At 60.0% G+C, this 13,127-nt stretch carries 13 protein-coding genes; 9 read left to right on the top strand and 4 right to left on the bottom strand.

What is annotated here, in order from left to right; genetic code table 11:
* From G5195_RS06390 to G5195_RS06380, 3 genes are all read left to right on the top strand, one after another.
* Positions 1-633, top strand: coding sequence for a tetratricopeptide repeat protein (locus G5195_RS06390; RefSeq protein ID WP_127005911.1), 633 nt, complete (start codon positions 1-3; stop codon positions 631-633).
* A gap of 130 nt (positions 634-763) precedes the next feature.
* Positions 764-1,450, top strand: coding sequence for a response regulator (locus tag G5195_RS06385; protein ID WP_005335091.1), 687 nt, complete (start codon positions 764-766; stop codon positions 1,448-1,450).
* Positions 1,447-2,883, top strand: a complete 1,437-nt coding sequence (locus G5195_RS06380; RefSeq protein WP_421235960.1) for an ATP-binding protein — start codon at positions 1,447-1,449, stop codon at positions 2,881-2,883. The genes G5195_RS06385 and G5195_RS06380 overlap by 4 nt, the downstream gene beginning before the upstream one ends.
* A gap of 38 nt (positions 2,884-2,921) precedes the next feature.
* Here G5195_RS06380 and G5195_RS06375 read toward each other — a convergent pair whose 3' ends face one another.
* Positions 2,922-3,416 carry an ATP-dependent zinc protease gene (locus G5195_RS06375; protein WP_081990717.1) on the bottom strand — a complete coding sequence of 165 codons (495 nt, stop codon included), beginning with the start codon at positions 3,414-3,416 and terminating at the stop codon, positions 2,922-2,924.
* A gap of 381 nt (positions 3,417-3,797) precedes the next feature.
* Between G5195_RS06375 and G5195_RS06370 the strand changes: the two genes are divergently transcribed.
* The 5 genes from G5195_RS06370 to G5195_RS06350 all read left to right on the top strand — a co-directional run bounded on the left by G5195_RS06370 (position 3,798) and on the right by G5195_RS06350 (position 8,747).
* Positions 3,798-4,841: a GMP reductase gene (locus tag G5195_RS06370; RefSeq protein ID WP_005348017.1), complete on the top strand. Its 1,044-nt coding sequence runs from the start codon at positions 3,798-3,800 to the stop codon at positions 4,839-4,841.
* 96 nt (positions 4,842-4,937) lie between these two features.
* Positions 4,938-6,134, top strand: coding sequence for an elongation factor P maturation arginine rhamnosyltransferase EarP (gene earP / locus G5195_RS06365; RefSeq protein ID WP_421235959.1), 1,197 nt, complete (start codon positions 4,938-4,940; stop codon positions 6,132-6,134).
* A 45-nt stretch (positions 6,135-6,179) separates the two neighbouring features.
* Positions 6,180-6,746, top strand: a complete 567-nt coding sequence (gene efp / locus G5195_RS06360; protein ID WP_005335100.1) for an elongation factor P — start codon at positions 6,180-6,182, stop codon at positions 6,744-6,746.
* Positions 6,747-6,880: 134 nt separating this feature from the next.
* Positions 6,881-7,645 carry a DUF3530 family protein gene (locus G5195_RS06355; RefSeq protein WP_164536241.1) on the top strand — a complete coding sequence of 255 codons (765 nt, stop codon included), beginning with the start codon at positions 6,881-6,883 and terminating at the stop codon, positions 7,643-7,645.
* Between the two features lie 145 nt (positions 7,646-7,790).
* On the top strand, positions 7,791-8,747 hold the full coding sequence (locus G5195_RS06350) for a D-2-hydroxyacid dehydrogenase (protein WP_421221899.1): 957 nt from the start codon (positions 7,791-7,793) through the stop codon (positions 8,745-8,747).
* Positions 8,748-8,843: 96 nt separating this feature from the next.
* Here G5195_RS06350 and G5195_RS06345 read toward each other — a convergent pair whose 3' ends face one another.
* Positions 8,844-9,326: a YMGG-like glycine zipper-containing protein gene (locus tag G5195_RS06345; protein ID WP_421221898.1), complete on the bottom strand. Its 483-nt coding sequence runs from the start codon at positions 9,324-9,326 to the stop codon at positions 8,844-8,846.
* Between the two features lie 247 nt (positions 9,327-9,573).
* The gene (locus tag G5195_RS06340; RefSeq protein ID WP_164536238.1) at positions 9,574-11,109 is read right to left on the bottom strand and encodes a sensor domain-containing diguanylate cyclase; all 1,536 of its coding nucleotides are present in this window, start codon (positions 11,107-11,109) and stop codon (positions 9,574-9,576) included.
* A 273-nt stretch (positions 11,110-11,382) separates the two neighbouring features.
* On the opposite strand from G5195_RS06340, the gene G5195_RS06335 reads away from it, so the two are divergent.
* Positions 11,383-11,985, top strand: coding sequence for a nitroreductase family protein (locus G5195_RS06335; protein WP_216953036.1), 603 nt, complete (start codon positions 11,383-11,385; stop codon positions 11,983-11,985).
* 178 nt (positions 11,986-12,163) lie between these two features.
* Here G5195_RS06335 and G5195_RS06330 read toward each other — a convergent pair whose 3' ends face one another.
* Positions 12,164-13,102: a LysR family transcriptional regulator gene (locus tag G5195_RS06330; RefSeq protein WP_421235958.1), complete on the bottom strand. Its 939-nt coding sequence runs from the start codon at positions 13,100-13,102 to the stop codon at positions 12,164-12,166.
* Positions 13,103-13,127 lie beyond the last annotated feature (25 nt).

Raw genomic sequence — 13,127 nt, 5'->3', positions numbered from 1 at the left:
ATGAACTTTTTCCGTCAATCAGTGACCTCTTGTGCCATCGCCATCCTGCTGGGATCCACCTCAGTCATGGCCGCGGATGATGCCCTCATCCCCATCCAGCAACAGTGGGCCGTCTGCCAGTATCAACAGAGCGGCAAGGCGAAAGAGAGCTGCCTCGAAACCCTGAGCACCCAGGCCGAAGCGGCCAGCGCCAAGGAGCCTTTTCGCGCCGACCTGCTGATCTGGTCTGCCATCGTCAAGAGCACCTGGGCGGGGGCCAAAGGGGGGCTGGGGGCACTGGGTCTGGTGAAAGAGGCCAAGGCCAAGCTGGAGCTGGCGCTCAAGCAGGATCCCAAGGCGCTGGATGGCTCTGCCTACACCAGTCTGGGCTCCCTCTACTATCAGGTGCCCGGCTGGCCGGTCGGCTTTGGCGATGACGAAAAGGCAGAACAGCTGCTCAAGCAGGCGCTGGCCATCAATCCGGATGGCATCGACCCCAACTTTTTCTACGGTGACTTCCTGCTGGATCAGGGTCGCAAGGCCGAGGCCAAAACCTACCTCGACAAGGCGCTGGCAGCCCCGGCCCGCCCGGGTCGCGAAGTGGCCGACGAAGGGCGCAGAATGGAGATCCGCGATCGGCTGGCCAAGCTATAAAACCCTGATGGATCAAAGAACTATTTAAACTCTGCCCACCAGCTTGCATACTGGTGGGCAGGGTTGTTTATGCCACGGCACGCCCTGGCGCTGAGCCAGATCGCCACACCCAACAAACAGGGAGAAAAGAATGCGGATCCTGCTGGTAGAAGATGATGTGATGCTGGGGGATGGTATGCAGGATGCACTGCGCCATAGCGGCTACACGGTGGACTGGCTGCAACAGGGGTTGCCCGCTCTGGCAGCCCTCAAGAGCGACGAGTTCGCCGCCCTGATCCTCGATCTCAACCTGCCCGACATCGATGGCCTCAGCCTGCTGCGCAAGTTGCGGCGTGAAGGCCACCAGTTGCCGGTGCTGATCCTCACCGCCCGCGATGCGCTGGACGATCGGGTGGTCGGCCTTGATGCCGGCTCCGACGACTACATGGTCAAGCCCTTCGCCCTGCAGGAGCTCAACGCCCGCCTGCGCGCCCTGGTTCGTCGCAGCAAGGGGCAGGCTCAGGCGGTACTGGAGTATGGCGACATCCTCATCTATCCCGAATCCCAGCAGGTCACCTATCAGGGGGAAGCGGTCAAACTCACCCCCCATGAATACAAGTTGCTGCAGGAGCTGATCAGCCAGAGCGGCCGGGTGCTGAGCAAGGATCAGCTGCAACAGAGCCTCTACGGCTGGGATGAAGGGGCCGAGAGCAACGCGGTAGAGGTGCATATCCACCATCTGCGCAAGAAGTTCTACAGCGACCTCATCCGCAATATTCGCGGGGTCGGCTACATCATTCCCCAGCTCGAACAGCCAAGCCGGACACCCGCACGATGAAACGTCCCCGCTCCATTCGCCGCTTTCTGCTCACCGGTATCCTGACGCTGGTGAGCCTGAGTCTTACCATCAGCGCCTTTATCGGCTACATGGAGGCGAGCCACGAAATGGAGGAGCTGTTTGATGCCCGCCTCGCCCAGTCGGCCCGCATCACCAATCAGCTGCTGGTCCGCTACATGGCCCAGCAGGGGCAACTGCCCGCCAACGGCACCGTCTATCAGGAGTGGGAGGCGCAGAACCCCGATGAGTGGCAAAAAGATCCCAGCCTCAACCTGACCGGCGAAGATCGGGAGATCACCCCCTACGGCCACGAGTTCGAACGCAATCTCTACTTCCAGCTGCTCGATGAAAAGGGCGGCTTGCTGCTGCGCGCCCCCAGCGCCCCGGATCAGCCGCTGGTCACCCTGGCCATCGGCTTCGACACGGTCGAAAAAGATAATCACCAGTGGCGCACCTTCACTCTCTACAACCAGCAGGAGCAGACCTGGCTGGTGGTGGCCGAGCGGGACGACGAGCGCAGCGAACTGGCCAGCAAGATGGCCACCCTCACCATGCTGCCGCTGCTGATCACCCTGCCCTTCCTGCTGGCCCTGCTCTGGTGGCTCATCACCCGCGGGCTGGCCCCCCTGCGTCAGCTGGCCCAGGCCATCAGTGAACGTCACCCCGCCAACCTGAGCCCGCTCAGCCTCAAGATAAGCGCTCAGGAGCTGACCCCCCTCACCAACGAGATCAACCGGCTGATGCAGGCGCTGGCGGAGACCATAGAGCGGGAGAAACAGTTTACCAACGAGGCGGCCCACGAGCTGCGCACCCCGCTGGCGGTGCTGCGGATCCACAGTGAAAATGCCCTGGCTGCCGAAGATGAAGTGAGCCGCCAGCAATCCCTGCACAAGATGCTGCAAGCCCTAGACCGCAGCGATCGGCTGATCCGCCAACTGCTGACCCAGGCTCGTATCGACAACCAACAGGGGCTGGTATTGACCGAGCTGGAGGTGGGCCACCTGCTGCAAGGCACCCTGGCGACCCTGGCCCCCATCGCGCTCAAGAAGGATCAGCAGCTGTCGCTGGAGTGTGAAGTGCCGCAGCTGGTGATGGGGCAGGCCACCCTGCTCGAACTGCTGTTTAGCAACCTGATCGACAATGCACTGCGCTACACCCAGCCGGAGGGCGAGATCAGGGTGCGGGTTCAGCGAGAGGGCAATCGGGTGAGGGTGGATGTGAGCGACAATGGCCCCGGCATTCCCGCCAGCGCCTTGCCCCGGTTGTATGAACGCTTCTTTCGGGTCAATCCCCAGCAGGGGGATGGCGTGGGTCTCGGCATGGCCATCGTCTCACGCATCGCCCAGTTGCACGGCGCCGACCTCGATGTCCACAACCGGCCGAAAGGGGGGCTGGAGGTGAGCGTGCTGCTCCCGCTGCCGCCGGCAAGATAAGCGATAAGTAAAGAGCCCGCGATGCGGGCTCTTTACTTTCAATGACAATCTGGCTGCACGGTAAAGGTTCGACTGGAGTCCACCGGGCCCAGCTCCGCCAGCAGACGTCGGCCCAGCAGCACCGGATAGATCATCTTGCTGCGATCCCGCAGGGTGAACCACTCCTCATACACCTTGTCCCCCAGACAGATGGACATGGTCACCGTTGGCCGCTGCTCCATGCCGCCCGCCCCACGCACCGTCACGCTGCGCTCGACCCGCCGTTCGAACTGCTGCTTGACCAGTTTGCCGCTGTCGGCATCGGTCACCACCAACATGAAGCGCACCCAGGGCTTGCCATCCCGTTTGAATCTGGTGATAGAGCGTGCATCGAGGGAAGAGGTGAGCGCCCCGGTGTCGAGTTTCATCTTCACCGCCACGCCGGTGGGCAAAATAAGTCCCTTCTCGATCCAGCCATAGCTGGTCGGGGTCTCTGCCAGCGCACTGCCACACAGTGCCAGCATCAGGGTGATCCCCACCATCATCTTGCCCATTTTACTGCCCTGCCTTGTCAATCCTGCGCCCAGATCTACCACAGTCCCATTGTGGGTCAATCCGATTTATTTCAGCTACTTGGATAATATCTGGCGGGTCAGGAGAGAGACGACAAAGAGTGGCCGAACGGCGGCCCAAGCGGGCGGGAATATCGAAGGAGAGCAAGGCACCGAACGGTGCTGGATGAAACTGGTGGTTAACCTCAGGTTGTGACGCCAAAGGCTACCACAAGGATTTACAAATTATCAGTCTTGTTCTGAAGGGATTTTTGCCTACACTGTTGTAAACCGGAGGGCCTGAAAACCACCGGTTTTTTTGCGCCTGCCGAAAATTTGCCACTGCAAAAGTGACTTTCAACAAGGCTCAATAAGGAATTTGTAATGCGTATCGAAGAAGACTTGAAGCTCGGTTTCAAGGATGTCCTGTTCCGCCCCAAGCGCTCTACTCTCAAGAGCCGTTCCCAAGTAAGCCTGACCCGTCAGTTCACCTTCAAACACACTCAGACCCAATGGCAAGGCGTACCCGTTATCGCCGCCAACATGGATACCGTCGGCAGCTTCGCCATGGCGCGCACGCTGGCCGGTTTCGAGATGATGACCGCGGTACACAAGCACTACAGCCTTGAGCAGTGGCAAGCTTTCGTCAACGAGACAGACCCGGCGCTGCTGGGCCATGTGATGGTCTCCACCGGCACCTCGGCTGAAGATTTCGCCAAGACCCGCCAGATCCTCGCCATGTCCGAAGCGCTGCGTTTCATCTGTGTCGACGTGGCCAACGGCTACTCCGAACACTTCGTCGAGTTCGTGCGCAAAATTCGTGAAGCCTGCCCCAACCACGTCATTCTGGCGGGCAACGTGGTGACCGGCGAGATGGTCGAAGAGCTGATCCTCTCCGGCGCCGACATCGTCAAGGTCGGCATCGGCCCGGGCTCGGTCTGCACTACTCGCGTCAAGACCGGTGTCGGTTATCCGCAGCTCTCCGCCATCATCGAGTGTGCCGATGCGGCCCACGGCCTCGGCGGCCAGATCGTCGGTGACGGCGGCTGCACCTGCCCGGGCGACGTCGCCAAAGCATTCGGCGGCGGTGCCGACTTCGTGATGCTGGGCGGCATGCTGGCAGCCCACGAGGAGTGCGGTGGCGAGATCGTCGATGTAGACGGCGAACCCTTCATGAAGTTCTACGGCATGAGCTCCTCCAGCGCCATGGACAAGCACGCCGGCGGCGTCGCCGAGTACCGTGCCTCCGAGGGTAAAACCGTACTGCTGCCCTACCGCGGCCCGGTCGAAAACGCGGTGCGCGACATTCTGGGCGGCGTGCGCTCCACCTGTACCTACGTGGGTGCCAGCCAGCTGAAAGAGCTGACCAAACGCACCACCTTTATTCGGGTTCGCGAGCAAGAGAACAACGTCTACGGCAAGGAGTAACCTGCCACAGACCGCCGTCACACGCTGACGGTTAGAAGCCAGTCAACCGGTGTGCTACCCTGCGCACCGGTTTTTTTGCATCTGGAACCCCGAGCAATGACAACTCCCCTACCCCCGTTTGACTGGGACATCTTCTGCTGCGTCGTCGACAACTTTGGTGACATCGGCGTCACCTGGCGACTCGCCCGCCAGCTAAAACGGGAGGGGAATATTGCGGCACCTAGTAATGAGGTTCAGGTGCGGCTCTGGGTGGACGATCTGGCAAGCTTTGCCCGCATCTGTCCGGGGCTCGACCCGGCGCAGGATGGCCAGTGGGTCGATGGCATCTATATCCAGCACTGGCATGAGACCCTGCCGAGCGACATGACCCCGGCCAAGGTGGTGATCGAGGCCTTTGCCTGCGAGCTGCCCGACCTCTTCATAGAGCTGATGGCGAGCCAACCCAGCCCCCCATGCTGGCTCAATCTGGAATACCTCTCGGCAGAGAGCTGGGTAGAGGATTGCCACGGCCTCGCCTCGCCCCAGCGAGTTGGCAATAAAAGCCTCAATAAATACTTCTTCTTCCCGGGCTTTACCGCTAAAACCGGCGGCCTTTTGTGCGAGCACGACCTGATCGCCGAACGGGAGCAGTGGCAACAAGATGAAGCGGGACTGGCAGACTACTGGGCCAGCCTCGGTTTGCCACCAAAAAAAGATAACGAGCTGCGGGTCAGCCTCTTTACCTACGAGAGCAGTGCGCTGAAGAGTCTGGTCGAGAGCTGGTGCCAGAGCGCCACCCCCGTCACCCTGCTGCTGCCGCTGGGGCGCTCCCTCAACGATGTGCTCACCGGTGCCGGTCTGACTGATGCCATCCCTGCAGCCAAAGCGGGGGATCTGCTCCACTCGGGCAACCTCACCATCAAGCTGCTGCCGATGACAGATCAGGCTGGCTACGATCGACTGCTGTGGAGCTGCGATCTCAATCTGGTGCGTGGGGAGGACTCCTTCGTGCGGGCCCAGTGGGCGGCTCGTCCTTTCCTCTGGCATATCTACCAACAGGAGGAGGAGGCTCATCTGGTCAAGCTGGAGCAGTTCCTTGACCACTATCTTGCCGATCTGCCCGCCGAATGTGCTCAATGGCTGCGCCGCTTTAATCTGGCTCTCAATCGTGGCGAAGATTGCCGCGAACTTTGGGGCCAATGGCCACGATATAGCGCCATTTGGCAGCAACATGGGCGAAGCTGGTCACAGAAGTTGCTCCGGGATGGGGATCTCGTCACACGGTTGGTGAAATTTTTAGAAAGCCGTATATAATCTGGCAGTTTTTATCCGTCCGTTTCACGAACAGGAATTTTTTACATGAAAACCGCACAGGAAATCCGCGCTGGTAACGTAGTCATGATCGGCACCGAGCCGATGGTGGTCCAGAAGGCTGAATTCAACAAATCCGGCCGTAACTCCGCCGTGGTCAAAATGAAGCTGAAGGGCCTGCTGAACGGCAGCGCTACCGAGACCGTCTTCAAGGCCGACGACAAGCTGGACGTTGTTCAGCTGGAACGTAAAGAGTGCACCTACTCCTACTTCTCCGACCCCCTGTATGTCTTTATGGACACCGAGTACAACCAGTACGACGTAGAGAAAGACAACCTGGGTGACGTGCTGAACTACCTGGTAGACGGCATGGAAGATCTGTGTGAAGTGACTTTCTACAACGAGAAAGCCATCTCCGTAGAACTGCCGACCACCATCGTGCGTGAAGTTGAGTACACCGAGCCGGCTGCCCGTGGCGACACCTCCGGTAAAGTAACCAAGCCTGCCCGTCTGAAAGGCACTACCTACGAGCTGGCTGTTGCCGCTTTCGTAGAGATCGGTGACAAGATCGAAATCGATACCCGCACCGGCGAATTCAAGCGTCGCGTCAACTAATTGACCGCTTTGAATTGATTACAAAAAAGCGAGCCACCGGCTCGCTTTTTTATTGCCTCCGAGTTGCCATCACACCGCCCGCCTTCAGAAAATCCCGCCGCCGCCGCTAACCCAGATAACCGGGGGAGCACACTATGGCCAGATTATCCTTATCACTGCTGTTATTGACCTTGCTGGCTGGCCATGGGGCAGAGGCGAGCGAGGTCGCCCCCCCCGTTGCCGAACCTATGCCCCTCGACCACTGGCAAGCCAGCGACTGGAAAGGGTTGCCCGATGCTACCCAGATCGACAAGCAGACGGTGCTGTTCGCCAAACATGACAGTGAAAACTATCTGGGGCTCGCCATTTTACTGCCCGACTGGCAGCGCAGCGGCCAACTCTGGCAACTGACTCGCGCCCTCAGCCGACTGGGCTTTGATACCCTGCTGCTGCTGCCCTCCCCCCAGCAGACCGAACTGGACCCAGCCGCCGAGAAAAAAGCGAAAAACAGCGATGAGTTTCGCAAGCAGTTTGCCGAGCGGATCAGCAAGCTGGCGGATGCCAAGCTGCAGGAGGGGGGCTTCAAGCTGATCCTGGCGCAAGGTACCGGCGCCGCCTGGACTGCCAATCTCATCGCCAGCGAACAGTTGCCCGCCCCCGACGCGCTGGTGCTGCTCGATGGCTTCTTCCCCAATCAGCAGAGCAACCAGACCCTGGCCAAACAGGTGGCTCAGGCGGCCATCCCCACCCTGGACCTCTATCAGGAGGATGGCGGTCGCTGGCCACTGCTGGCCGCCGAGGCCCGCAAAAGCGAGAGCCGGCGCAGCAACAAGCTCAACTATCGCCCCTACGCCCTGATGGAGCTGGAGGAGACCCCCACCCGCATTCAGGGCTGGCTCAACCATCTGGGCTGGCTCTAAACCAGCCGCCACCGTGGCGCAATAAAGCGCGCGCCAGCTCACATCTGCCGGATAAAGCCCAACCCTACCACGGCGACGATCTGGCCCTGACCGCATCCTCTTTGGCATCATGGCCTCTCGAACCTGAACAATGGCAGGAAGGTCCATGCAGCAGATTGTGTTTCTCGACAGCGATACCCTGGATGCGGGCATCACCCTGCATCACCCCGACTTCCCCCACCACTGGCAGAGCTATCCAAGTACTACCCCGGAACAGGTGGTGGAACGGCTCAAAGATGCCAGCATCGCTATCATCAACAAAGTACGGATCGGCGCCGCCGAACTGGCCCAGTTGCCTGAGCTCAAACTCATCGCCCTGGCCGCAACCGGCAGCGACAACGTGGATCTGGATGCGTGCCGCGCCGCCAACGTCGGGGTGTGCAATATCCGCAACTACTCGGGCCCCTCGGTGCCTGAGCACGCCATGGCGCTGATGCTAGCCCTGTCGCGCAACCTCTTCTGCTGGCGCCAGTCGCTGCTGGAGGGGCGCTGGCAACAGAGCGGCCAATTCTGCTTCTTCGACCACAACATCATGGATCTGCACGGCAAGCAGCTTGGCATCATCGGCAAAGGGACGCTCGGACAGGCGCTCGGCGAGCGGGCCAAAGGGATGGGGATGACAGTGCGTTACGCCCAGAGCCAGATCGGCGCCAGTCACGACGAGGACCGCTTGCCCCTCGACGAGTTGCTGCAAAGTTCGGACGTCATCAGCCTGCACTGCCCGCTCACCCCCTACACCCGCAACCTCATTGGCGAGCGGGAGCTGGATCTGATGAAACCGGGCGCCCTGCTGATCAACGTCGGCCGCGGTGGGTTGGTGGATGAGGAGGCGCTGCTGCAAGCGCTGGCCAACGGTCGCCTCGGTGGTGCCGGTTTCGATGTGGCGAGCGTCGAACCGCCGCCTCCCGACCATCCCTTGATGAAGGCGCTGCAATACCCCCACTTCATTCTGACCCCTCATGTGGCCTGGGCCAGCGAGGAGTCGATGCAGCGACTGGCCGACCAGCTGATCGACAACATCAACGCCTTTGCCGCCGGTCGCCGCCAGCACCGGCTGGTGTAACCGCACGAGCGAGTCACCGCAAAATCGAGTGACCACACCATGCAAAACGGGACCAACAGGCCCCGTTTTGCATCTTCCGCACTCACTGCACACGCATCAATCGTCGTCATGCCATCTGTGCTTCTTATGCTTTTTGTACTTCTTGTGGTGCTTGTGATGGTGATGATCGTCGTCATCATCGTAATAGCGATCCTGGCTCTTGTGGCCATCGCCGGTCTTGGCACCGATGGCCGAACCGCTCGCCCCGCCAACCCCGGCGCCGATCAGCTGACCGGTATCGCCACCGACACTCTTGCCGATAGCGGCACCGCCCAGCGCCCCCACCGCGCCGCCAAGGGCCGCTTCATTCTTGTTGCCCTTGTTGGCCGTCGCCGCACCACCGGCTGCGCCGCCCAATGCAGCCCCCACCAGCGCACCGGTATCTCCCCCCAACTCCTTGCCGATCATGGTGCCCGCCACCCCGCCTGCGCCACCACCGAGAATGGTGTTGAGAGTTTCCGAACCGTGGGCCGCAGTGCTGCCCAGCAATGACGCCCCCAACAGAGCCAGAGCACCGATGCCACGCGTACTCATATCCATGGATACTCCTGTCAAACCTGATTAATAATCAGCAGCACTATACAAAGAGCTATCAGGTTCGCCAGCCAGCAGAAAACAGGGATGCGACAGTCAATGGCAGTACAGTCACAGCCAACACAGGAAGAGTAGAATCAACCTATTGAATTAAAACGTGAAAATTAACATTGAACCAGACAGTCACGACAAAGTGACCGATAACCTGGCAGCCGCGTCCTGTCGAATAGTCAGCGCGCTGGGACAAAAGCTGTCAGTCAAGGGCCCCTGCCACCCCTTCAGCCAGATGCCAGCAGTTCCGGCCAGCCTCCTTGCTGCGGTAGAGGGCAGCATCAGCCCGCTCGAAGATAGGGCCGGCGGCAGGAGAATGGCAGGCGCCGCCGGCACTCAGGGTGATCGGCCCATGGTGTTCACGCCACTGTTGCTGACGCACCAGTTCAAGCAGACAACCGAGTTTCTCCGCCAACTCATCCTGTGGCTGTTGCAGCAGAGCGGCAAATTCATCCCCACCTATCCGGTAAACCGTACTCACCCCCAGCACATCAGCAAGACAGTTGGCCACCCGACACAGCACCTGATCGCCGAAGGCATGGCCCTGGCTGTCGTTGATCCCCTTGAAGTGATCGACATCAAACAGCAGCAGCCAGAAGCACGCCCCCCTCTGCTCCAGTGCCGCCTTGTGCTGCTCGAAGGCTCGTCGGTTCATGATACCGGTCAGGGGATCCCGCAACAGCGCATCCTGCCCCTTGAGAAAACTGGCCCTGACCTGATCGATCTCGTTCAGGCTACGCCGCACGAACCAGGTCTTGGGCTCACTGACAGGCGCTGAACGCTCCAGATCGCGCACGATGCCGGTCAATGAGCCCGACACCAGCTCCTGCTCCTGGCGGAAGATCCGCACCAGCAGACTCAGGCTGCAACACCAGATGGCAAACAGAGAGAGCAGTGGAAAAACCACCATCTGCAACGCATCGTAGAGGCTGTCACGAAACAGTACTGGCGGCAGATAGATGTTGAGATCCCAACCAATATCCGCCAGCTCACGCTTGATATAAGTCCCATGCCACAGCACATCCAGGCCGAGCCACTGCTGACTCTGATGCTGCTTGATGGTGTTGGTCGCCAGCAGATCCATATTGCTGCCCACTACCAGCTGATCAGTGTCACGCAAGGTCAGATAGAGTGCCGCCTGATTACTACCGACCGTGCGCTGCAGCGCCTGCTGCAGCGAGTCGAATGACATGTCAACCATCAGCAGACCCAGCAACTGCCCCTGCTCGTCCCTCACCCGTTTGATCAGGCTGAGAATCAGCTCCTGAGTATTGTATTCAGGGTAGGGGCCAAACCAGACGGGCTCGTCGCCCGGCATGGCGGTCACCTGATACCAGGGGCGCAGCGCTGCCTTATAACCTGGGGGCGCGAGCCACTCCGGGTAACTGTCGATGCGATCCGCTTTCAGGTTGTAAAAGTAGATATAGTGGTTGCCGGGCTTGATCTGATGGGCAATAGCCCAGATGGGAGAGTCGGCCGGCTCGCCGCGGGCTATCTTCTCCTTGTCTAGGGAGCCCTCCAGCACTGCCAGTTGCCGCTCATTGACCTTCACCATCTCGTGGATCAAGGACGCCTCAACGGAGGAAGCCATGTGACCGAAGCCGGATACCGTCATGTCGATATCCCGCAGATAGCTGGCAATGGCCATGATGATAGTCACGATCAGGATCAACAAGCCAAGCAGTGCGGAGAGGGGGGCCAGCACATAGTAACGCTTGTTGAGATACGAGCGGCTCACATGACATCCGAACAGGGGAAAACATAGCGGGATTGTGCGAGAGAAAGGAGAGTGAATCATTGATTAATATCACTTCAACGCCCCTTTAATGACATTTCCAATACTAACAAAACATCAAGGTTCGCAAACGAATATCAACTGACAGGAAAAACGCTAGTTACCCCGGGTTAACCCCGCTCTGCATTGCGGGTGTTATAGTCTATACCTGACGCGGCCGGCGCTGGACACACCGTCCATCACCGGCTGCAACGCCAAGCAGAACAAGGAGATGTTATGAGCAGTCCGTTTATCGAACAGATCAAAGCACGTCGTACCATCTATGCCCTGGGCAGCCAGGTGTCCCATACACCGGAACAACTGACGGCCCTGATCCAGGATGCCATCAGGCACAGCCCCTCCTCCTTCAATTCCCAGAGCTCCCGCGCCGTCATCCTGTTTGGCGCCCAGCACCATAAGCTGTGGGATATCGTCAAAGCCGAGCTGAAAAAGATCGTGCCGCCGGAGGCCTACGCCCAGAGTGAGGCCAAGGTGGATGGCAGCTTCCGCGCAGGTTTCGGCACTGTGCTGTTCTTCGAAGACACCGACGTCATCAAGGATCTGCAGCAAAAGTTTGCCCTCTATGCAGACAACTTCCCCATCTGGTCGGAACATGCCACCGGCATCGCCCAGTTTGCGGTCTGGACCACCCTGGCCCAGGAGAAGATCGGCGCCTCCCTGCAACACTACAACCCCCTCATCGACGAGGCGGTACGCAAGGAGTGGAACCTGCCAGCCAGCTGGCTGCTGCGTGCCCAGATGCCCTTTGGCAGCATCCAGCAACCGGCCGGCGACAAGACCTTCATCGACGATGCCACCCGTTTCCGCGTTTTCAAATAACGGCCAGATAGCAAAACGCCCCCGCATCTCGGGGGCGTTTTTATTGCGACATCAAGAGTTCGGATAGCGATGGTTCATACCGCAATCTGCGGTCGTCACGCACTCGCACCACAGCTCAGGCGGGCAGCGTCACCAGCAGGGATGTCTCTCCAGGTTCCACCTTCACCTCGTGCCAGCCTCAGCCGTGCTGACTACTTAGCTGTTCGATAATGGTGGCGCGCAGCAGGGCTCGCCCTTCGTCGATGCGAGTTGATCGGGAGAGTCCTTTCGCCCACATCAGCGCCAGGGTTCGACTCAGCACTGGCTCGTGCAGCGCCACGACTTTCAGCTGGGGATCGCGCAGGTTCGCGGCATAGAGTCCGGGCAGGATAGCAACTGCCAACCCTGAGCGCACCAAGCCGTAAAGCGTCTCGACATAATCTGTGGTGTATCTGGGCTTGAGCCCGGGCAACTGGCTCTCGGCCAGTCCGTTGACCTGCCGGCTGACGTTGCCTCTGGCAAAAAGGGCGATGTCGCGGCGGGTCAGCTCATGCCAGCTGATGGCCTCTTCCCCTGCCAGCGGATCCTGCTGGTTGATCACCGCCACCAGCGCATCGTCCAGCAGCGGCGTCACCTCCAGCGAGTCGGGCAACTCGCCATCCAGCACGCCAATTCCCGCATCCAGAGCCCCCTCGGCCAGCGCCTGCAACAGACCGTCGTTGGTGTGATCCTGAAACTCGACCCGCAAGCCCGGAAATTGCTGCTGCAGACGGGCGGCCGCCAGCGGAAACATCAGGGTGCAGGCCGACGGGATCAGACCGATGCGCAGGGTGCCATCGCCCCCTTCGACCATCACCTGCTGCATATCAGAAAAAGCGGCGTGGGCTACATTGAGCAGCCCCTTGGCGTGGGGCAGGATCGCCTCCCCCTGTTCGGTCAGGGTAACCGCCTGCGCGGTACGGTGGAACAGTTTACCGCCAAGCACAGATTCAATCTGGCGCAGGGCACTGCTCAGGGCGGGCTGGCTGATGGCCATCTGATTGGCCGTTTCGGTGAAGTGGCGCAGCTGGGCCAGCGTGACAAAATACTGGATCTGCTTGAGAGAGAGCGCAGGCAGACGGCGCCAGGGTTCGGACATGAAATCGACAACCGGAGAAAAACGT

This window comes from Aeromonas sp. 601039 (assembly GCF_049174415.1).
In the GTDB taxonomy this organism is placed as follows: Bacteria; Pseudomonadota; Gammaproteobacteria; order Enterobacterales; family Aeromonadaceae; genus Aeromonas; species Aeromonas veronii_A.
This window is presented reverse-complemented; position numbering and strand designations above follow the sequence as displayed.